This is a genomic window from Oleidesulfovibrio vietnamensis, assembly GCF_055388115.1.
Genome location: NZ_AP042419.1, coordinates 2696791 through 2717695 on the forward strand (window position 1 = coordinate 2696791; position 20905 = coordinate 2717695).

At 61.3% G+C, this 20905-nt stretch carries 18 protein-coding genes; 4 read left to right on the forward strand and 14 right to left on the reverse strand.

From position 1 onward, the window contains the following. Window positions 1–47: 47 nt before the first annotated feature. The 13 genes from recJ to aroL form a co-directional block, all read right to left on the reverse strand. Window positions 48–1754 (reverse strand): single-stranded-DNA-specific exonuclease RecJ, encoded by a 1707-nt coding sequence (recJ, locus tag ACZ5D1_RS12145; protein ID WP_011368537.1) that lies wholly within the window; start codon window positions 1752–1754, stop codon window positions 48–50. 97 nt (window positions 1755–1851) lie between these two features. Then, on the reverse strand, window positions 1852–2715 hold the full coding sequence (locus ACZ5D1_RS12150) for an HDOD domain-containing protein (RefSeq protein WP_464554994.1): 864 nt from the start codon (window positions 2713–2715) through the stop codon (window positions 1852–1854). Between the two features lie 60 nt (window positions 2716–2775). After that, the gene (locus ACZ5D1_RS12155) at window positions 2776–3720 is read right to left on the reverse strand and encodes a tetratricopeptide repeat protein (protein WP_011368539.1); all 945 of its coding nucleotides are present in this window, start codon (window positions 3718–3720) and stop codon (window positions 2776–2778) included. Between the two features lie 31 nt (window positions 3721–3751). Next, window positions 3752–4456 (reverse strand): orotidine-5'-phosphate decarboxylase, encoded by a 705-nt coding sequence (gene pyrF / locus ACZ5D1_RS12160; RefSeq protein WP_027181856.1) that lies wholly within the window; start codon window positions 4454–4456, stop codon window positions 3752–3754. Between the two features lie 2 nt (window positions 4457–4458). Continuing rightward, a complete protein-coding gene (gene gmk, locus ACZ5D1_RS12165) occupies window positions 4459–5079 on the reverse strand; it encodes a guanylate kinase (RefSeq protein WP_011368541.1) in 621 nt (206 codons plus the stop codon). Then, on the reverse strand, window positions 5079–5333 hold the full coding sequence (locus ACZ5D1_RS12170) for a DUF370 domain-containing protein (RefSeq protein ID WP_011368542.1): 255 nt from the start codon (window positions 5331–5333) through the stop codon (window positions 5079–5081). The genes gmk and ACZ5D1_RS12170 overlap by 1 nt, the downstream gene beginning before the upstream one ends. Window positions 5334–5335: 2 nt before the next feature. Beyond that, window positions 5336–6217: a YicC/YloC family endoribonuclease gene (locus tag ACZ5D1_RS12175; RefSeq protein ID WP_011368543.1), complete on the reverse strand. Its 882-nt coding sequence runs from the start codon at window positions 6215–6217 to the stop codon at window positions 5336–5338. A gap of 252 nt (window positions 6218–6469) precedes the next feature. Further along, complete coding sequence (gene mtaB, locus ACZ5D1_RS12180) at window positions 6470–7777, reverse strand: tRNA (N(6)-L-threonylcarbamoyladenosine(37)-C(2))-methylthiotransferase MtaB (RefSeq protein WP_464554997.1); 1308 nt, start codon at window positions 7775–7777, stop codon at window positions 6470–6472. 192 nt (window positions 7778–7969) lie between these two features. Continuing rightward, on the reverse strand, window positions 7970–9343 hold the full coding sequence (locus ACZ5D1_RS12185; protein ID WP_027181858.1) for an NlpC/P60 family N-terminal domain-containing protein: 1374 nt from the start codon (window positions 9341–9343) through the stop codon (window positions 7970–7972). A gap of 72 nt (window positions 9344–9415) precedes the next feature. After that, a complete protein-coding gene (gene recD2 / locus ACZ5D1_RS12190; RefSeq protein ID WP_464554998.1) occupies window positions 9416–11611 on the reverse strand; it encodes an SF1B family DNA helicase RecD2 in 2196 nt (731 codons plus the stop codon). A 122-nt stretch (window positions 11612–11733) separates the two neighbouring features. Then, window positions 11734–12801 carry a chorismate synthase gene (gene aroC, locus ACZ5D1_RS12195; RefSeq protein WP_011368547.1) on the reverse strand — a complete coding sequence of 356 codons (1068 nt, stop codon included), beginning with the start codon at window positions 12799–12801 and terminating at the stop codon, window positions 11734–11736. 157 nt (window positions 12802–12958) lie between these two features. Then, entirely contained in the window at window positions 12959–13381 is a 423-nt protein-coding gene (locus ACZ5D1_RS12200) for a universal stress protein (protein WP_011368548.1), read from the reverse strand. Window positions 13382–13519: 138 nt separating this feature from the next. Next, window positions 13520–14038 (reverse strand): shikimate kinase AroL, encoded by a 519-nt coding sequence (gene aroL / locus ACZ5D1_RS12205; protein ID WP_011368549.1) that lies wholly within the window; start codon window positions 14036–14038, stop codon window positions 13520–13522. 216 nt (window positions 14039–14254) lie between these two features. On the opposite strand from aroL, the gene ACZ5D1_RS12210 reads away from it, so the two are divergent. From ACZ5D1_RS12210 to ACZ5D1_RS12225, 4 genes are all read left to right on the forward strand, one after another. Then, the gene (locus tag ACZ5D1_RS12210; protein WP_273193663.1) at window positions 14255–15664 is read left to right on the forward strand and encodes an MFS transporter; all 1410 of its coding nucleotides are present in this window, start codon (window positions 14255–14257) and stop codon (window positions 15662–15664) included. A 113-nt stretch (window positions 15665–15777) separates the two neighbouring features. Beyond that, window positions 15778–16962 carry an aminotransferase class I/II-fold pyridoxal phosphate-dependent enzyme gene (locus ACZ5D1_RS12215; RefSeq protein ID WP_011368551.1) on the forward strand — a complete coding sequence of 395 codons (1185 nt, stop codon included), beginning with the start codon at window positions 15778–15780 and terminating at the stop codon, window positions 16960–16962. After that, window positions 16955–18244 (forward strand): homoserine dehydrogenase, encoded by a 1290-nt coding sequence (locus tag ACZ5D1_RS12220; protein WP_011368552.1) that lies wholly within the window; start codon window positions 16955–16957, stop codon window positions 18242–18244. Before ACZ5D1_RS12215 ends, ACZ5D1_RS12220 begins: the two co-directional genes overlap by 8 nt. Continuing rightward, window positions 18244–19422, forward strand: coding sequence for an alkaline phosphatase family protein (locus ACZ5D1_RS12225; protein WP_464555000.1), 1179 nt, complete (start codon window positions 18244–18246; stop codon window positions 19420–19422). The genes ACZ5D1_RS12220 and ACZ5D1_RS12225 overlap by 1 nt, the downstream gene beginning before the upstream one ends. Before the next feature lie 76 nt (window positions 19423–19498). Here ACZ5D1_RS12225 and mltA read toward each other — a convergent pair whose 3' ends face one another. Beyond that, entirely contained in the window at window positions 19499–20749 is a 1251-nt protein-coding gene (gene mltA, locus ACZ5D1_RS12230; RefSeq protein ID WP_234703622.1) for a murein transglycosylase A, read from the reverse strand. Window positions 20750–20905: the final 156 nt, after the last annotated feature.

Sequence of the window (20905 nt, forward strand, 5' to 3'; positions counted from 1 at the left end):
TGCATATCCGCTGTCGGAAAAAGGTGCGCGGCGCTCCGCCTCTTCGCTCAGAAAAGTTCCCAGTCCTTGATGCGCAGATCAACCGAGGCAAGGCCGTTGTATCTGTCGATGCGCGGAGTGTAGGCAAGACGCATTTTTCTGCCGCGCATGTCGCGTGGCAGGTTATCGGCCTGCCGCCATGCCTTTGCCCGCAGGGTCACCCCGCATGACGGGTCCAGCAGTTCCAGCTGCATATGATTTTTGCCGAACCGGCGGTTACCGCGCACTTCAAGCACAGGTGACGAAAATGTCGGTTCCGCGTTACCCATGCCGAACGGCTGCAGCAGTTCCAGCTCCTTGAGCATGGCAAAATCGGAAGCCCGCGCAAAACCAAGCTCGGCATCCACCTTGAGCGACGCCGTCAGAGGATGCGGACCGCAAGACTCGACCACAACGGCATGAAAGCGCTCACGCAGGGCATCAACTCCGGCGTGGTCAAGACTCATGCCTGCCGCCTGCCGGTGTCCGCCAAAGCCCAGCAGCAGGTCAGCGCAGCGGGTCAGTCCCTCGTGCAGATGAAATTCCGCCGTGCTGCGGCCCGAGCCTTTCACCACGCCGCCCTCATCGCACAGGATAAGCGTGGGGCGGTAAAACTCTTCCACAATGCGTGAAGCCACAATGCCTATGACACCCGCATGCCAGTGGGGCGCGTACAATACCAGTCCCATCCGGTCCTGCTGTGCTGCGGCCTGCTCTCTGGCTTCCTCCAGAATGCGCTCTTCCTCTTCTTTGCGTTCCTGATTCATGGCATCCAGACGGGCGGCAAGCGGAGCAGCCGCCGCATAGTCCGGTGCCAGCAGCAGCGAAAGAGCCGTATCAGCTTCTCCCAGCCTGCCTGCCGCATTGATGCGCGGTGCCAGTCCGAAAGCAACCTGACCGGCACCCAGAGAGGCGGAAACACTGTATCCGCTCACTTCCTTCAGCGCGGCTATGCCGGGGCGTCCCGCTTCAGTCATTACCAGCAGGCCGTTTTTCACCAGAATCCTGTTCTGACCGGAAAGATCGACCACATCGGCAATGGTGCCCAGCGCCACCAGATCAAGCAGGGGGCGGATATCCGCTTTTACACCGGTGCGCTGTGCCAGCCTGCTGTTGAGTGCAGCCATGAGAAAAAACGCCACGCCAACTCCTGCCAGCGCAGGACAGGGGCAGTCCGCCAGACGCGGGTTGCAGATGGCGTGTGCCTGCGGCAGACTTTCACCCGGCAGATGGTGGTCGGAAACAACCACGGTCATTCCCAGTTCGCGGGCACGGGCAACGGATTCATGGTCGGATATGCCGCAGTCCACAGTCAGCAGCAGACGCACCCCCTCCTGCGCCAGCCGCTCCACCCATGCCACGTTCATGCCGTAGCCTTCTTCAAAGCGGTTGGGAATATGATGGCGCGCCGCGATGCCGTGCGCGGCCAGAAAACTTTTAACCAGCGCGACGGATGTCACGCCGTCCACGTCGTAGTCGCCCCATACGGCAAACGGCAGTCCCTGCGCCAGCCCGTCATCCAGCACTGCGGCCGCCTGTGCAAGTCCCGGCCAGCAGTCCGGCGGGGCGAGGTGGCGCAGCCCCGGGCTCAGATACACATCCATGTCTTCAGGCGTGTGCAGGCCCCGTGTCCACAGCAGTTGCACCAGCAGTTCGGAAACACCCAGACGCTCAGCCCACAGGGCCGTTTCACCGGGCAGAGGTTCTGTTCCGCGCGGTATCCAGTTTTTAGCCACAACAGCCTCATCTCTTTATAAAAAACAAAAAAACAACGGCAGGCCGCCGCATGGGAGTATCCCACATTGCGGGCCACCGCATGAATGTTCCAGAATGTCAGCCAAGCAGCGCGGCCAGCTGCCCGATGCGCTCACCCGCAAACTGGGCTTCCAGCGCCATCTGCAACCGGCCGGCATCGGCAGTGTACTCTTTGAGCAGCTGCAGCGCCGCAGCCGGAGGCGGCGTACCACGCTCAAAGGCAAGAAGCAGGGCATCGGCCAGTTGCACGGCACCTGCCCCGCGCGCATGCGCGGCATCGGCAAAATGCGGGCCGTGATGCCAGCTGATGGGTTCCGTCAGTGCCGCGGGCAGCTGCCAGTAAGCCAGCACACGGGCACCGGCCAGCGCATGGTCAAGGCCCCACCAGCGCTCTTCGGCCTTGCAGTCCGGCAGCGATTCCTGCCGTGCCAGCCCGCGTATGCCGCGCCAGTCATCCGGAGCCAGCGCCGCTATGAACAGCTTGCCGATATCATGCAGCAGCCCGGCAGTGTACAGCATTTCGGGATCAAGATCTTCGGTGCCAGCCGCTATTATACGGCAGAATGCCGCCACGCGCAGCTGATGCAGCCAGTAGCCGGCGGTACAGAACCGGTCCGGCAGAGGATGCATGCGAGCCACAGAGGAAAATCCCAAAGCCAGTACCAGATTGCGCACCTCGCGCATACCCAGCACGGTCACGGCGCGCCCCACGGTGGTTACCTCGGCCTGCAGACCGTAATAGGCGGAATTGGCCAGAGAAAGAATACGCACGGCCAGCGAAGGGTCGCGGCTGACCAGTTCGCCAACCTCGGAAAGCGAAAGCCGGGAGTCATCACCGGTTCCCGCAAACAGATCGCGCATAAGCCCGTGATCCACGGGAAGCGCCGCCTGAGCTTCCAGTGCCCGCTGCAGAAACGCATGTGCCCTGTCCTGTCTGTTCACGGGTGCTCCTGTGTTTCGCGTACATCCGCCCGCTCTGCCCGGCATGCGGGGCGGCCCCCCCTACAATTCTATGGGCGTGGCCGCTCCGTTTTCTTCGGGCTTTGCCGTATCCTGTTCCGCAGCCGGCTTCCCGTCCCGTGCTTCCGGCGCCTGCTGTTCTGCGCCGCCGTTCTGTCCCTGTTCCTGTGCAGCCTTGATGCGGCGCAGCATGTCCAGCGCGGCACCTTTCATCTCCTGCGGAACAAGATCCTTGGCTTTCATCCATGCCAGAAACTTGCCTGCCGCTTCCAGCGAAGGGTTGGCATCCAGACATTTGAGCAGGTGCTCCATGGTGCGTGTATAGTCTTTCATCTCCAGACAGGCCCGCGCCATGTTGTACTGCAGGTTTTCATCGCTGCCGGAAAGCTCCAGCGCACGTTCGTAGTACTCGATGGCCTGCTCGAACATCTTGTTTTTGCGCAGACTGATACCGAATTCGTTGAACAGGTGCTTGTGCTCCGGCTCAAATGCCGCCTCCAGCTTGACCAGCCGCTCAAAGATATTGTCCGCCTTGGCCGATTCTCCACGTTCAAGATAGGTAAGTCCCAGCCCGAAGTTGGCACGCACGTTTTCTTCGTCCACCTTCAGGGCATTGCCGTATTCAAACTCCGCGCTGAAATGCTCGCCCCGTGAACGGTGCCTGTCGGCACGGGCCACGGTTTTGTTCAGTTCCTGCATTTTGGGAAACACAGTCTGCACATAGAATTCCGGTTCGGGCTGAAAGGTGCTCAGCACATCGTCCAAAGCCACCTTGCGCTTGGGACCGGAAGGAATGTAGTTGCTGTTCAGGGGCTGCACCTCCACCACACCGTCGTCCAGTTCCTCCACCATCCAGAATGCTTTCTGAATGGTTTTACGGGTCGTGGTTCCCGTGCCCACCTTACGGACTTCCTGCGTGGAAAAAACGCCTTTGATACGTTTTTTTTCCTGCCTGCCGCCGGCAGCTGCGCCTTGTTCCTGCTGCATATTCACACTCCTTCTGACAATGACAGGCGGTCTACGCCTGCCGGACAGATTCCATGATGCTGTACGCGGCCCCGGCCGGGTCAGCGGCTCCGGTAACGGGTCTGCCCACAACCAGATAGTCGGAACCGGCCCGCGCAGCCTGCTGCGGGGTCATGGTTCTGCGCTGGTCGTCATCCGCCGCGGCGGGCCGGATGCCCGGAGTAAGACAGATGTAGTCTGTACCGCAGCTTTTTTTGATGCTTTCAACTTCATACCCCGAACACACGACACCGTTCAAGCCCCACTCTCTGCCGGAGCGCGCCAGCACATCCACCACGCTGTCCAGCGGCAGGTCAAGACCGGCAGGCAGATCCTGCTGGGCCATACTGGTAAGCACTGTCACGCCCAGCAGCACCGGCGGCGCAGCAAGCCCCTTGCGTTCACAGCCTTCCTGCAGCCCCTGCACGGCGGCCTGCGCCATACGGGCGCCCCCCAGCAGATGAATGTTGACCATGTCCGCACCAGCGCAGACCGATGAACGCACCGCACCGCGGACGGTATTGGGAATGTCGAAAAACTTCAGATCGAGAAAAACAGAAAAACCCATGTCTTTGAGACGGCGCAGGATGTCCGGCCCGGCGGCCGTGTACAGTTCAAGCCCCACCTTGACCCAGGGGCAGCTTCCTTGCAGCCGTGCAGCCATGGCAACAGCCTGTTCGCTTTCAGGATAATCAAGAGCAACCACAAGTTCCGGCATCATCATCTCCAATCCTGCAGCAGTTCGTCCACCAGTTCCGGGCGGCAGGTGGGCGACAGGGTGGCAGCCAGATACGCGGCACGCAACTCGTCATACGCCTGCTCCAGATTGTCATTCACTATCCAGGCGTTGAACCAGTGGGCCTGCTGCAGTTCGCGGCGGGCGTTGGCCAGACGACGGCGGATGGTATCTTCGGGGTCGGTGCCTCTGGCACGCAGCCGGCGCTCAAGCTCGGCACCGGACGGCGGCAGAATAAACACATAGCAGCCCTGCTTAAGCGAACCGCGCAGCTGCGCCGCGCCCTGCACATCGATGTCAAAAAGCACATCACGCCCGCGGGCCAGCAGCTGGCGGGTGTCTTCCAGCGGGGTTCCGTAAAAATTTCCGTGTACTTCGGCCCATTCGGCAAAAAAGCCTTCATCACGCAGCCGGATGAACGTTTCTTCATCGACAAAGTTGTATTCGCGCCCGTGCTCTTCGCCCGCACGCGGCTGGCGTGTGGTGTAGGATACAGAAAAGGCAAACCGGGGGAATTCTTCCAGCAGGCGGCGGGTAAGCGTGGTTTTTCCTGTGCCAGAGGGCGCGCAGAGCACCAGCACTATGCCGGAACGGGGACGGACCATTAACTGTTTTCCTCCTGAATGAAACGTTGTCCTATGGTTTCCGCCTGAATGGCGGACAGTATGACATGGTTGGAATCGGTGACGATGATGGACCGCGTCTTGCGGCCCTGTGTGGCGTCGACAAGCCGCCCCTGATCACGGGCTTCCTCACGCAGTCTGCGCATGGGAGCCGATGCGGGATTCACTATGGAAACCACGCGTTCGGCAACCACAAAGTTGCCGAACCCGACATTAAGAAGTCTTTGTTTCTGCATGATTACTCGATGTTCTGCACCTGCTCACGGCATTTTTCCAGCTCATTCTTAAAATCAACCACAACGCGCGAGACCGAAGGATCCTGCACCTTGTTACCGCAGGTGTTGATTTCGCGGAAGCACTCCTGCAGGGTGAAATCAAGCCGCTTGCCGGCATCGGTGCCCTGATGCAGCAGCTCGCCCAGCCGTGTCAGGTGCGCGTCCATGCGGGTGATTTCTTCGCTTATGTCCAGCTTGTCGGACATGATGGTGATTTCCTGCAGAAAACGGTTCGGTTCCAGCTCCAGCCCTTCACGTTCAAGAATTTCGGCAATGCGCTCGCGCAGCGTTGTGAATTTTTCATCCTTGATGGCAGGCGCCTTGGCCGCAATGATTTCCGCCCAGCCGCGCATACGGCCTATGCGGGTTTCCAGATCGGCCAGCAGAGCCTGAGCCTCGGTCTCGCGTGCCTTGTTCCAGTCGGCCAGAGCCGCGGCCAGCCCTTCTTCCAGACTGCCCAGCAGTGTTTCGTCCAGTTCGCCGGAAGCATCTTCCCACAGGTAGGAAAGATTAAGCAGCCGGTTATAGTCGGGTACAAAGGCATCGCCGCGCTCTGCGGCAAAACCGGTCAGCTGCTCCAGCATGGATGCGGCCTGACGCGTGTTGAAGCTGACACCATCCAGTCCCTGCCGCCGGATATCCAGCGAAAGCGAGACGTCCACCCGACCGCGCGAACCGAACCGGCGCAGCACCTTTTCCAGCCGGGATTCATACCCGCGCAGAAAACCGGGCAGACGCCATTTGATATCCAGATGGCGGCTGTTCACGCTGCGGATCTCCCATGTCTGGGTCCAGTCGGGGCTTTCCTTGGTGCAACGGCCGAAGCCGGTCATACTACGAAGCATTATGGTACTCCATGCAGAACCGCCCTGCTGTGCAGGGCGGATGATAACGGTACAAAAGCGGCATGCCGGAAAGCATCACCGCCCGGAAAACAAAAAAACATGCGGACGCCACGGCAAAGGTCATCATGCAATGAAGAGGATTCCGGCTTTGCGCTGGCGTGCTCATATATACTCCTCTGACCGCGAACCGTGCCGCTGTGCGGCGTTCCATACGCCAGAAGCAACCCGCGCGCAACCACGCCGCGGGCACCGCTACTGCGGTGAAACAATCAAAACACCTTTGCGCACTTCTAAAGGACGGGCGCTGCGTATTTCACGCAGTGTAGCACCATCGGGCACCGAGTCAAAGCGGCAGTCGGTATAGAATTCACTCACCCCGCGGGCCGGGGACAGGCTCTGCAGCACCACATGCAGGCTGTCCCGCCTGAGCAGCGACTGCAGAAAAGCATCTTTCTTTTCCGCCGCAACAGCCCTCACCGCCGCAGCACGGGCCTTTTTTTCCGCCACCGGCAGTTGGTCCTTCATATCCGCTGCCGCCGTCCCCGGACGTCGGGAATACGGAAACACATGCGCATAGGTAAGCGGAAGCTCGCGGCAGAAAGCCAGCGTTTCTTCAAATTCCTCACGGGTTTCGCCGGGAAATCCCATCAAAATATCAGCGCCAAGACCGTATACCGGCCAGATACCGCGCAGAGAATGCAGAAAATCAAGCAGCGGCTGCGGTGTATAGTGGCCCCGTCCCATGCGCCGGAGCACCGATGCGCTGCCGCTCTGCAAGGAAAGATGCAGCTGCGGGCTGACCAGCGGATTGGCTGCCAGCGTATCAAGAGCCTTGGAACCAAGCTGCCCCGGCTCTAGCGAACTGATACGCAGCCTTGCTCTGCCGGCCCACTCCGGACCGAACTCGTTGCCCAGCCGCGCCACCACATCCCAGAAGTCCGCGGGCATGGCAAGGTCGCGCCCGTACTGCCGCAGGTTCACCCCGCTCAGAATAAGTTCGCGGAACCCGCCCTGCAGCAGCCTGCGCACCTCGTCTGCAATGTCGTGCGGCGCCCTGCTGCGCGAAGGACCGCGCGTAAACGGTACAATACAGTATGTACAGCGGTGCGAACAGCCGTCCTGCACCTTGACCACCGCGCGGGCACGCGTGTACCCGCTGACCTGCATATCAGGAAAAGCCTGTGCCGCGCCGCTGCCGGAAGGTGCACTCACCGCGCCCTGCGGCCACTGTTTCAGGCCTGCCTTGGCGTCCTGCGGTACCACCGCGGCCACGCCGGGCAGGGCTGCCAGCTCATCGCCCAGCACCTGTGCGGCACAGCCGGTGACCACTATGCGGGCAAGGGGGTTGGCTCTGTGCGCCTGCCGTACCGTGGCGCGCACGTCGCTGACGGCTTTTGCCGTCACCGCGCAGGTATTCACCAGCACAAGATCCGCCTCGGCCGCACTCTGTACTTCCGTAAAACCGCGGGCCAGCCACACTTCGCGCAGCGCCTGCGTTTCATACTGGTTTATCTTGCAGCCCAGAGTGGCCGCATAAAATCGTGTAGGATGTTCGCTCATTGCAATACCGCTGTTGTGCCGTCCGCCGGAACGGCATGTATATGGACCGGCAGCACGCACAAAAACACAGACGCGCAATGCCGGTTGACGGGGTGTATAGCCGGAATGCCGCCAAAAAGGTAGTGCCGCTTTAACATACCGTTCTCACTTGGCATTGACATCTGCGGCATGGTCTGCGGCACGGTACTGCCTTCAGGGAACCTGCGGCGGCAACAGCGTGAGTCCGCGGATACGGTCGAGCATCCAGTTCTTACGCACCTGCGGATATTCTTCGCCGGCGTGCAGGGTGGTCACCACCGCCCGTCCGATGACCAGACGCCCTTCGGGCGCACGTCCGCCGCCGGTCCGGATGCCCCACACGTTGTGAAACATGAGCGGTTTTCCCGCTGCGCAGTCCTGCCGGTCAGGCCCCAGATACAGGCCGATGTGTCCGCGCATCCAGATAAAACTGAAAAAAGGCACACCCTGTTCCAGAATATGCGCCTCGCGTTGCGGGGGAGTCATTTCTTCCAGCGACACCAACGCTCCGGCCCGTGCCTGCTGTGATGAATTGCGCGGCAGCCAGATGCCGAAGGGGGCAAACAGATCATGCATGGCGGCCGAACAATCGCGGTTTTCCAGCAGACCGCCCCACCCGTAGGGCTGCCGCATCATGCCGTTGCCCACCATGGCCACCGCCACGGGGGTAAGCGGCAGCGGCATACGCGCCGCCGCACCGTACGAAACATGCACCAGCCGGATACCCGCGCCTCCGTCCGCCCCGCGCACGGGCACCCGCAGAACAAGACCGGCGGCATCAGCCTTGTCCACCGGAAAAACAGCACCGGTATGGGCCGTAAGCACCCAGCGGCCTTCCGCCGTCCGCAGCGGAGTATCGTCCGCCACAACGGCAGCATACATTCCGGTTCTGTACGCGTTCATAAACCCGGAATCCACATACGCCACATCGCGGGCGCGCACCCACCCGGCGGCCAGCGGCGTTTCGCACAGCAGCCATCCGCCGTCGGACGAAGCGTGCACCACAAAAACGGGCATACCGGCCCATAACGCACTGTACTGGAAATAATCAAAAGGATAGCCCTCGCCCGCTCTGGCCGGATCGCGGAAAAAGGGTTCGTCGTCCGGCGCCATGCGCAGCGAGGTATTGCCGGTGATAATGGCAGGAACTGCCAGCGATGGATATTCTCCGGTACGGCAGCGCTGCCACAGCGACTCCGTACGCGCGGGGGGTACGGGCAGCAGGTTGGCTCCCCAGCCTTTACCGTCCAGAGTGGCCCGCAGGTCGGCAAACATGGTGTGACGCGGCATGGACGGAGCACGCATATCCCATGCGGCAAAAAAGCGGCGCAGAAAAAAACCGGTCTGCCGTTCCTGCTCCTGCAGAGTCAGCAGCGGAGCATCGGGCTGCGGCAGCGCCCGCGCGTACACCATGAGGTCCTGTTCCAGACAGTCAATGTCGCGCACGGCGGGAGGGGCGGGAAAAGGCGGCTGCACCACGCGGGGGGCGCACCCGCCCGCCAGAAGCATACAGCCCAGCAGCACACAGACAACACGCAATGAAATCATGGCAGCACCTGTCGCGGAAGCATCCGCTGTTTACATACACCGCAGCACCGCACCGTCCGGCGGCGCCGCCGGTCATACCCCGCGGGCCAGGCGCTGCGCCAGATACGTAAAGCGTTTCTGCATCTTATTATTTTTGACGGCAATGGCCAGCGCGCGCTGCGATCCCACCAGCACCACCAGCCGCTTGCCGCGGGTGACACCGGTATACAGCAGGTTGCGCTGCAGCAGCACATAGTGCTGTGTCAGCACAGGCATGACCACGGCGGGATATTCCGACCCCTGCGACTTGTGCACTGATATGGCATAGGCAGGAACCAGTTCATCCAGCTCTGAAAATTCGTACACTACATTACGTTCTTCGTCGAACCGGACAGTCAGCTCGCGCTCTTCCTTATCAAGCCTGCAGATGCGCCCTATGTCTCCGTTAAAGACATCTTTTTCGTAGTTATTGCGTATCTGCATCACTTTGTCGTCCAGCCGGAACTGCCGCTCGCCGCGCTGAATGACCAGCGTTTTGGGGTTAAGAGCCTCCTGCAGCCGCGTATTCAGGTTGGCGGCGCCGGCTGTTCCCTTGTGCATGGGCGTCAGCACCTGAATATCATTTATGGAGTCCAGCCGGAATCTGCGGGGAATATGATTTTTCACCAGATCGACAACCATATCTGCCACGCGGTCCGGGTCTTCCTGCCTGATGAAATAAAAATCGCTCAACCGGTCTTTGGAAGATTCCAGCGACGGAATCTCGCCCTGATTGATAAGGTGTGCGTTGCAGATTATTTCACTTTCCTGCGCCTGCCGGAACACTTCCACCAGTTCCACCACGTCCACCACGCCCGACCGGATGACATCCTGCAGCACGTTGCCCGGCCCGACGGAAGGCAGCTGATTCACATCACCCACAAAAACCACAGTGGCCCCCAGCGGCACCGCTTTAAGCAGATGGTACATGAGCATGGTGTCCATCATCGAGGCTTCATCCACCACCAGCAGGCTGCAGGCCAGCGGATTGTTCTCGTTGCGCGAAAAACCGTCCTCGCGCGGGCTGTACTCCAGAAGCCGGTGAATGGTCTTGGACTCGCGCCCGCTGGTTTCGCTCATGCGTTTGGCCGCTCTTCCCGTGGGAGCAGCCAGCAGAATGCGCGCCTTCATGGCCGCGAACACTTTGATAATGGCGTTGATGATTGTGGTCTTGCCTGTACCCGGACCGCCGGTAAGCACCATTACCTTGCTGCGGGCCGCGGTGCGCACGGCCTGCTCCTGCTCTTCGGCCAGCGTGATGTCCAGTCCTGCGACTATCTCGTCCACCAGCGCATCCTCGTCGCCGCCGGACACGGATTTGGGTGAATGCAGAATACGGCGCAGATAATGCGATATGCCCGATTCGTACCGGTGATACCGCGAAAGATACACAGCCTGACCGCTGTCCGTCTCATCCAGAACGATGCGCTCTTCCAGCTGCAGGTTGTTTATGGCCTGATCGACCATGGGCGCGGAAATTTCCAGCTTGTCCGAAGTCTGTATGACCAGTTCGTCGCGGGGGTAGTACACATGGCCGTCCTCAGTCAGACGCATGAGCATGTAGAGCAGACCGGCCTCCGCACGCAGGTCGCAGTCGCGGGCAAAACCCAGTTTCTGCGCCACGGCATCTGCGGTCAGAAAGCCTATGCCGCGTATGTCCATGGCCAGCCGGTAGGGGTTTTCGCGCACCACGGCCAGAGCCTGCTGACCGTAATGCCGGTATATGCGCACCGCGTACGAGGTGCTTACCCCGTGGGGCTGCAAAAACATGATGAGGTCGCGGATACCCCTGTGCTCGGCCCATCCGTCGCGGATGCGCTCCATAAGCTTCTGCCCGACGCCCTCCACCTCCAGCATGCGCTCCGGTTCGTCATCCAGCACGTTGAATGTCCCGGTGCCGAAGGTTTCAACGATGCGGCCCGCCATCTTTTCCCCCACGCCTTTGATAAGGCCCGAAGAAAGATAATGCCGGATGCCTTCCAGCGTGGCAGGCAGCACCTGATCAAAGCTGGACATCTGAAACTGACGGCCGAAACGGGGATTTTCCGTCCAGTCCCCCTTGAGCGACAACGCCACACCGGCCTGCGGCTCCACCATGTGGCCCACCACCGTCACCTGATCGCGGTTGCCCTGCACCTTAAGCCGGAACACCGTGTATCCGTTTTCCTCATTGTGAAAAACCACACGCTCCAGTGTGCCTACCAGTTCGACCTGTGCGTCCATCTCTTCCTGCGGGGCGGGATCCTGCATGCTCTTACCAGTCCGTCAACTCCGGCATCAGCCGTCGATTATTTGATGTTATGTTTTCTGCCGGTATGGGCGGTACCCGACATGCCGTCAAGGTGTTACTGCGCTTCTCGCGGCGGGACGCCTTATGCACGCACGGCGGTCATACGGCGCTGCATCAGCAGCATGTCGGCCAGTGTCAGTGCGGTCATGGCTTTAAGAACAGGCACAATGCGCGGTATAGCACTTATATCGTGTCTGCCGCCCACACGCAGAATCACTTCGCGGCCGGAATCATCCACCGTGTGCTGCTCCTGCGCGACGGAAGGAATGGGCTTGACGGCGGCGCGGGCCACAACGGTCTGCCCTGACGAAATACCGCCCAGAATACCGCCGGCATTATTTCCGGCGTATCCGCGGGCGGTCATGGCGTCGTTGTTGCTGCTGCCCGTCAGACGGGCTGCGGCAAACCCCGCTCCTATTTCCACCCCTTTTACGGCACCCACCGACATAAGCGCACAGGCAAGGCGCGCATCAAGCCTGTCAAACACAGGCTCGCCCAGACCGGCGGGAACTCCGTAAGCTTCAACCTGCACGATGCCGCCCACCGTATCGCCCCTGCCCTTCACGTTGCGCACCAGAGCATCCCACTGCGCCACAATGTCTTCTTCCGGCGCAAAAAAAGGTCTGTCCTGCGCCCCTGCGGGGTCTTCCGGCCGCGCGGGCACACCGCCCAATTCCACGGTAAAGGCATTGACGGTTATGCCGCATTCCGCCAGCAGCGCCTGCGCCACCGCACCGCCCGCCACGCGTGAAAGCGTCTCGCGGCCTGACGAACGTCCGCCGCCACGGTAGTCGCGCCGGCCGTACTTGGCATCATATGTGACATCGGCATGCCCCGGACGGTAAACGTGCATTATATCGCCGTAATCGCGGGAACGCTGGTCCGTATTTTCCACATGAAACGCCACAGGAGTGCCCGTTGTCCGGCCCTCGAACACGCCGGAAAGCAGCCGCACTCTGTCAGGCTCTTTACGCGCCGTGGCGGCGGGGCCGCCCTGCCCGGGTCTGCGGCGGTCAAGCTCGGCCTGAATCATGGCTTCCGTCAGGGCAATTCCCGCCGGACAGCCGTCCACCACGCCACCCAGACCGGCACCGTGCGATTCGCCGTAGGTCGTCAGTCTGAAAACACGGCCAAAGGTACTGCCGCTCATTGTTCCTCCGGAATCAGAAAAAAAGAATACGTGCGGCCGGAACATACGCCGCGCAGACGGCGCACGGTCCGGACGCACGAAACATATCCCGCAAGCAGGCATGCACAACGGCAGCCTGCCGCAGCAGACGGGCTGCGCCCGGCATGAAAACTGTCCGCTAGCGGATAACTGTCACAGGGCAGTCGGCAAGCTGCAGAACCCTGTGCGTCACGCTGCCCAGCAACAGACCTTCCAGTTCGGAATGCCCACGCGAACCCATGACAATAAGGTCGCAGTTCTCGGCTTCTGCCGTTTCGGCAATGGCTTTATCCACAGCGCCTTCCAGCACCCTGCACGCGGCCTCCACCCCTTCGTCCTTCATGCGGTCGCAATACGATTCCAGCAGCACTTCAGAACGCTTGACCAGAGCGGAACGCGCCTGTTCCCAGCTGTCACGTCCCAGCATGGGCGGCAACGCCATGCGGCAGTTGACCACAAGCACCGAAGCCCCCACAAGCTGGGCCAGATTCGCGGCATATTCAGCCGCTTTTTCAGAACAGGCCGAACCGTCCACGGGAACAAGAATCTTACGGATTTCCATATTCAATTCTCCTGAAGGGCCAATGCCCGCATATAAAAGACCGCCGGAACGGACCGGCAGAAACGCCTCTGCCTGCCATGCAGGCGGTACAGCCACAGCATACCCCACGGGGCGTCACGCGTACAGTGTCCGCGCCGGTCATCCCGCGGCAGCCAGCAGCCGCAGCATCTGTCCGGCAACCGCTGCGGCAGGCTGACAGGCATCCACCACATGATGCGCCGTCTCGCGGTACAGGGTATCGCGTTCCGCCAGCACGGCGGCAATCTCGGCCGCAGGGTTCCCCCCTGTCAGCGAAGGCCGCTGCGAGACCACAGGGTCCAGCACCAGTCTGGATGCCAGAACAGCCGCAGGAGCGCACAGATAAAACACAATGCCCCCCTCGCGCAGCGCCGCGCGGTTATCCGCGCGCAGCACCATGCCGCCGCCGGTAGAGACCACCACCCGTGTCAGCGCACACGCCGCCTGCAGCGCCCCGGCTTCCGCCTCACGGAACACCGGCCACCCGTCGCGGGCCACCATGTCCGCAATGCTGCACCCTGCCCTGCGCTGCACCATCTCATCGGTATCAGCACACCGCCAGCCCAGTTTTTCCGCCAGAATACGGCCCGCCGTCGTTTTGCCGCTGGCCCGCGCCCCGATCAGAAAAATACGCTCCATCCTACCTCCGCCTGCACCGCGCATGCGGCCTGTACCATCCGCACCCGGACGCCCGTAACAAGTGTGCTTTGTCTCTTTCAAATACCCGTCAATGCAGGTATGCTATGACATACGCCGAAACGCGCACTTTCGGCAACCGTACGGCGCAGCGTCTGTCCGGCGCTTTTTTACGGCGCGGCCGCACTCCGCAGTTCCACCGCAACAGCAAATTCCAGTATGAAACAATTTCTTTCCGGCCCCCGCGCGGGCATATCGTCAGGACTGCCGGTGCTGTACACCGTGGCCGCCACCCAGTTCATCATGCCGTTCATGTTTTCGGGCGTGGCCGTCACCCTGCCGGTCATGGGGCAGGAATTCGGGGCGGGCGGCACGGCGCTGGGGCTTGTGGAATCCATTTATCTTGCCGCCACGGGCGCTCTGCTGCTGCCTTTGGGCAGGCTGGCCGACATGGCGGGGCACGCCCCGCTTTTCCGCTCGGGCGTGCTGCTGTACGCCGTTTCCACACTGCTGCTCAGTTTTACGCAGGACATGACAACCTTCATTCTGCTGCGTCTTGTGCAGGGCACCGGCGCTGCCATGACCATGGCGTCCAACATGGCCCTGCTGACCAAAGCCATTCCGCGCAGCGAACGCGGCAGGGCCATGGGCATAGCGGTGGCCAGCGTGTATCTGGGGCTTTCGGCAGGGCCGTTTCTGGGAGGCGCCATCGCCACGCATCTGGGCTGGCGCTGGCTGTACATACTGGGAACACCGCCGCTGGCGCTGGCCTATCTGCTGGCACGCCGCAACCTTAAAGAACGCTGGCAGCCCGTGACGGAACCATTTGACTGGGCCGGGGCCGCGCTTTCGGTCTGCGCCGTGGGTCTGGCTGTTTTCGGCGGGCCCAGACTGGCGGCCGGCCCCGGCGGCATACTGGCACTGGCCGGCAGCATGGTCTGCGGCGCACTTTTTCTGGTGGTAGAATCACGCACAGCCAATCCGCTGCTCGACCTTGCCCTGCTGCGGCACAACAAAACGTTCAGCTTTGCCACGGCTGCCCAGTTCATCAATTATGCCGCAACATTCGGCATCACATTTCTGTTCAGTCTGTATCTGCAGAACGCCCGCGGCATGACTGCGCAGGAGACCGGCACCGTATTGCTGGTACAGCCTCTGGTGCAGACGCTGCTTTCGCCGTTGTGCGGACGGCTGGCAGACAGCATGCCCGCGCACCGCATAGCCACGGCGGGCATGGCATGCTGCACCGCGGGCACCCTGATGGCGGCCATGACCGGCGCAGACACGTCCATGGCTTTCATGCTGACCATGTTTGTGGTGCTGGGGGTGGGTTTTGCCCTGTTTGCATCGCCCAACATGAGCATCATCATGGGCAGCGTGCAGACCGGCCGCTACGGCATAGCCTCGGCCATGGCGGCCAGCATGCGCACGCTGGGCATGGTACTCAGCATGGTTCTGGTAACCGCCGCCATGTCGCTGCATACGGGCGATGCCGTGGTGACCGCAGAAAACGCCGACGCCTTTATTTCGGCCATGCGCTGGTCGTTTGCCGTTTTTTCGGCACTGGGAGGCTTCGGAGTGGCACTTTCTCTTTTCGCCTCGCTTTCGCCGGATGCCCCCCGCGAATAAAGTCCGCTTTTCACGGGCGCTGACGCAGCTTTCTTTTTGACAGCGCCATACCCTACCGCATATGGTCACGTCTTATCGTTTTCACCTTTTTATTTCGGAGGACGCCGAAGGCCATGTACGAATTTCCACGCATGCACAGACTGCCCCCCTACGTTTTTGCCGTAGTGGGCGAACTGAAGATGCAGCTACGTCGTCAGAACGTGGATATCGTGGACATGGGTATGGGAAACCCAGACATGCCCACCCCGCAACATATTGTCGAAAAGCTGAACGAAGCCGCGGCCAAGGGCGTCAATCACCGTTACTCCGTATCCAGAGGCATACCCAACCTGCGCAAGGCCATCTGCGAATGGTACATGCGCAAGTTCGATGTTTATCTGGATCCTGACAAAGAAGCCGTGGTGACCATGGGCGCCAAGGAAGGACTTTCCCACCTTGCCCTTGCCATGCTTTCGCCCGGCGACGTGGTGTTTGCGCCCGATCCGACGTACCCCATCCACACTTACGCGGCCATCATCGCGGGTGCGGACGTGCGTCGTATTCCCATCGGCAAAGGCCGCGACTTTTTTGAAGACCTGCTGGCGGCAACGCGCCAGACATGGCCCCAGCCCAAGCTGCTGATGCTCAGCTACCCTCACAATCCCACCACCGAACTGGCGACACTCGAATTTTTCCAGAAGGTTGTGGACTTTGCCAAAGAACACAAGATGTATGTCGTGCACGACATGGCCTATGCCGATCTTGCGTTTGACGGATACGAGCCGCCCAGTTTTATGCAGGCCGATGGTGCCAAGGACGTGGGTGTTGAATTTTACTCCATGTCCAAAAGCTATTCCATGGCCGGATGGCGTGTAGGTTTCTGCGTGGGCAACCGTGAAATGGTGCACGCGCTTACCCGCATCAAATCATATCTTGATTACGGTATTTTCCAGCCCATCCAGATAGCCGCCACTGTGGCGCTGAACGGGCCGGAAGACTGTGTGAAGGAAATTGTGGATACATACCGCCAGCGCCGCGACGTGCTGTGCGAAGGGCTGAACCGCGTGGGATGGCCCATTGAACCGCCCAAGGCCACCATGTTTGCCTGGGCCGAAATTCCTGAACCTTTCCGTCAGATGGGTTCTGTGGAATTTTCGAAACTGCTGCTGAGAGAGGCCGGTGTGGCCGTTTCGCCCGGACTCGGCTTCGGGCACTTCGGCGACCACCACGTGCGGTTTGCCCTTATTGAAAATCCCCATCGCATCAAGCAGGCGATAAAGGGTATAAAACGAGTACTATCAGGGAGCTCCTGTGGCTAGCGACAAACGACTCGTGCTCGGCGTTGCCGGTTTCGGCACCGTGGGCACGGGCCTGACATCCATACTGGAAGAAAACCGCGACTGGATCATCCAGCGCACCGGACGCGAGATTGTCGTAAAGACGGTGCTGGTGCGCGACGTGAACAAAAAACGCGCCGTCAAACTGCCCGAAGGGGCAGAGCTGACAGATGATCCTGCCCGGCTGGTAAACGATCCCGAAATCGACGTGCTGGTGGAGCTTATGGGCGGCATAGAAGCCCCCAAGGCGCTCATCCTGCAGGCTCTCAACGCCGGCAAGCACGTTGTGACCGCCAACAAGGCGCTGCTGGCCGAAGACGGTTTCGAGCTGTTCCGCGCGGCACAGCAGAACGGGGCGGGACTGTACTACGAAGCCAGCGTCTGCGGCGGCATACCCATAGTCCAGACACTGCGGGAAAGTCTGGCCGGCAACCAGATGACCTCGCTGGTGGGCATTCTGAACGGAACGGCCAACTACATCCTTTCCGAGATGACCACCAACGGTCTGGACTTTGACACCGCGCTTTCGCAGGCGCAGGAACTGGGCTTTGCCGAGGCCGACCCCACGCTGGACATCGAAGGCTTTGACGCCGCACACAAGCTGTGTCTGCTCATCAGACTGGCATTCGGCAGAGATTACCCCTTCAGCATGCTTCCGGTACAGGGTATTTCCGGCGTTGACCGTATGGATATCGAGTTTGCACGCGAGTTCGGCTACCGTCTGAAGCTGCTGGGCGAAGTGCGCAACGTGGACGGCAGGCTGGAAGCAGGCGTATTTCCCATGCTGGTGCACCACACCTATCTTATCGCGCGGGTGGGCGGTGCCTACAATGCGGTACGGATGGAAGGCAACGCCGTGGGACCGGTGTTTCTGCACGGTCTCGGCGCGGGTGCAACCCCCACGGGCAGCGCGGTGCTCAGCGACATCATGGCAGTAGCCCGCGGCTGCGCCCCCAACAATACGGGGTTTGTCGAGCAGGTTCCGGCTCCCGCCGACATCATGCCGCCCGAAGAAGCTGAAGCCTGCTACTATTTCCGCGTGATGGTCAGAGACCAGCCCGGCGTGCTGCGGGATCTGGCCGGTGCCATGGCACGGCAGGACATATCCATAGCGCAGGCAGTGCAGAAGGGGCAGGACCCCGGCGGTGTGCCCATCGTGTTTATGACGCACGAAGCCAAAGCCAGAAACGTGGCGGCCGCGCTGGAAGACCTTAAAGGTGCCGGTCTGCTGCTGGCGGAGCCTGTCCATTACCGGATTCTGTAATGCGCCCGCTTATCGTGGCCGTTGCCGACGGCATGGGCGACCTGCCGTGTCCGGCATCGGGCGGTACCCCGCTGGAGACCGCCGCCACACCTACCCTTGATCAGATGGCCCGTCACGCTGTGACGGGCCTTTGCCGCACTATTCCGCCCCGCACCATTGCAGGAACGGAAACCGGCCTGCCAGCTCTGGCAGGGTATGACCCGCAACAGTTCAGGCTGCCCCGCGGCCCGCTGGAAGCCATGGGGGCAGGCATCAGCCCTGCTCCGGATACCGCTGTCTGGCGGCTGAACATTGTCAGTCTGGACCCGGCAGACCGTGTGGAAGACTTCACCGCGGGCAATCTGGACGACGAATCCGCGGCGCGGCTGCTGCATGCAGCCGCACATCTGGCGCACCCTTCGCTTGCCTGCATCACCGGCAGTTCGTTCCGCCACCTGCTGCTGCAACACCATGCCCGCCGGAACACTGCGGCACCGGACATCCCCCTGCCGCACGAATCACAAGGAGCGCACCGGCGCATACTGCTCGACGCCCTGCAGACTGTTCCGACGCTGCACAGACTGGTCACCGGCAGTCTGGCACTGCCGCAGGCCCGCCGCCAAAACGGCGGAAAGCTGATGCTCTGGCCGTGGGGGCAGGGTCACAGGCCGCATCTGCCCTCATTTGCCGCTCTGCACGGCAGACGCGCTGCCATGGTAGCCGGCATTCCTCTGGCTCTGGGTCTGGCGCAGGCGGCAGGCATGACCGTTGCGCGCAATGCGGCCTTCACCGGAGACATCCACACGGACTATGCCGCCAAGTCCCGCGAGGCGCTTGCCCTGCTGAAAGACCACGACACCGTGTTCATCCATCTGGAAGCCACCGACCTGTACGGCCACAACCGCGATGCCGCCGGCAAGCGGGACGCGCTGACGCGCTTTGACACGCAGATTCTGCGCCCGCTGTACAGGGCATATCCTCAGGCCGTCTTTCTGGTCACATGCGACCACCTGACCCCCGTGACCACAGGGCGCCATCATGCGGGACCGGTGCCTTTTCTGGTGTACGATGCCGCCCTGCCCGCAATGCCCCCCCGGCATTTCTGTGAGGCAACAGCGGCACGCAGCGGGCTATGCCTGCCATGCGGCCCCTCGCTGCTGGGACTGGCGCTTGAACATGCCGGCAGCCCTTCTGTCTGACTCATCTTTTTATGCACGAGGGCAAAAAAAAGCGCCCGTCGGGTACACGGGCGCCTCAGGTCGCTTTCAGCACATGCTAAGGCGCTGTCTGCCGCGGCAGCAGCAGATATACACTGCCCCGCGCCGCCAGATGCCCGGCCACAAATTCCGCCAGTTCACCGCTGCCGCTGAACAGATCTATCCGGTGCTCCTTGATGGCGCCGCCGGTATCCTGAGCCAGACCTATGCCCGTAAACGGCTGCTCCGCATATGCCCTGCCATCTGTTCCGTGCTGCTGCACCGTGGCGGGCAGCGGTCTGGGTACTGAAAACAGCATGGCGCTGCCCAGCGGCAGAGTCGCACGGTCGGTGGCCAGACTGACCCACGGCGTAAGCACCTGATTGATGCTGCCGTAAGGCCCGTCATCGGAAAGCCGGAAGAACACATAGCTCGGATTGGTATTCAACAGTTCGCGCTCTTTTTCGGGATGCGCAGCCAGATACGCCCTGATGGACTGCATGGAAATACCGTCCGCAGGCAACAGACCGCGCTCTTTCATCACTCTGCCCAGCGATACATATTCCCTGCCGTTTTTACCGGCGTACAGCACATGCTTTTCCGTGCCGTCGGGCATTATCAGCCTGCCGGAACCCTGCACCTGCAGAAAGAATATATCCGCAGGATCCTGCACCCATGCTATCTCCAGCCCCTTGCCTTCCAACGCCCCGCCGCTGTCTATGGTTTCGCGGTCATGGTAGGGCACCACTTCGCCGTTTTCCACCCTGTATGTCAGCACCTGCCCTTTCCACCGCGGGTGAAACGCTTCCAGCCGCACGGTTTTCAGATCCTGCGGCTTGCCGTACAGCGGAAAAGGGTACGCCGCACTGCGCACGGGCGAAGCATGAATATAGGGCTCGTAATAACCGGTAAACAGCGGGCCCGGTTCCAGCCGCAGAAAAGTGAAATGCCGCGCCAGCAGTTCCGGACGGCTGTCGAGCTGCGGCAGCAGGCTGACAAAAAGTTCCAGCGACGAACGCAGCTGATCCCATGTGACTCTGCGTCCGTATTTATCCAGCGCCGCATCCTGTGCAGGACGACGGCGCACATATTCCAGACTTCTTTCCAGCGCAGGCCGCAGCGCCAGCCACGAATCAAGTCCCTGCCGCCGCGGGTCCAGACTGCGGGTCAGGTCGCGCGCCTCGTCCTGCGGAACCTCGCGGAACACGGGTGCCTGTTCCGTAGTTACGGCACACCCGCCGGCCGCCAGCAACACAGTACAGCAAGCAGCCAGCAACAGCAGCCGCAGCCGCGGCGCCATGGGCCGCCCAACACGCATTTCAACAAACATACCTTTCACGTTATGCCATCCTGACCTTGTCCCGCACGGGCCTGCACAGCCGCTGCCGCACACGGCAACACACGGCACCCGTCCGCGGGGTTGGAATATAAATTACGCGGCGTCCGCCATGGTGCTAGCATAAGCACGGTATTCTGCCCGCGACGG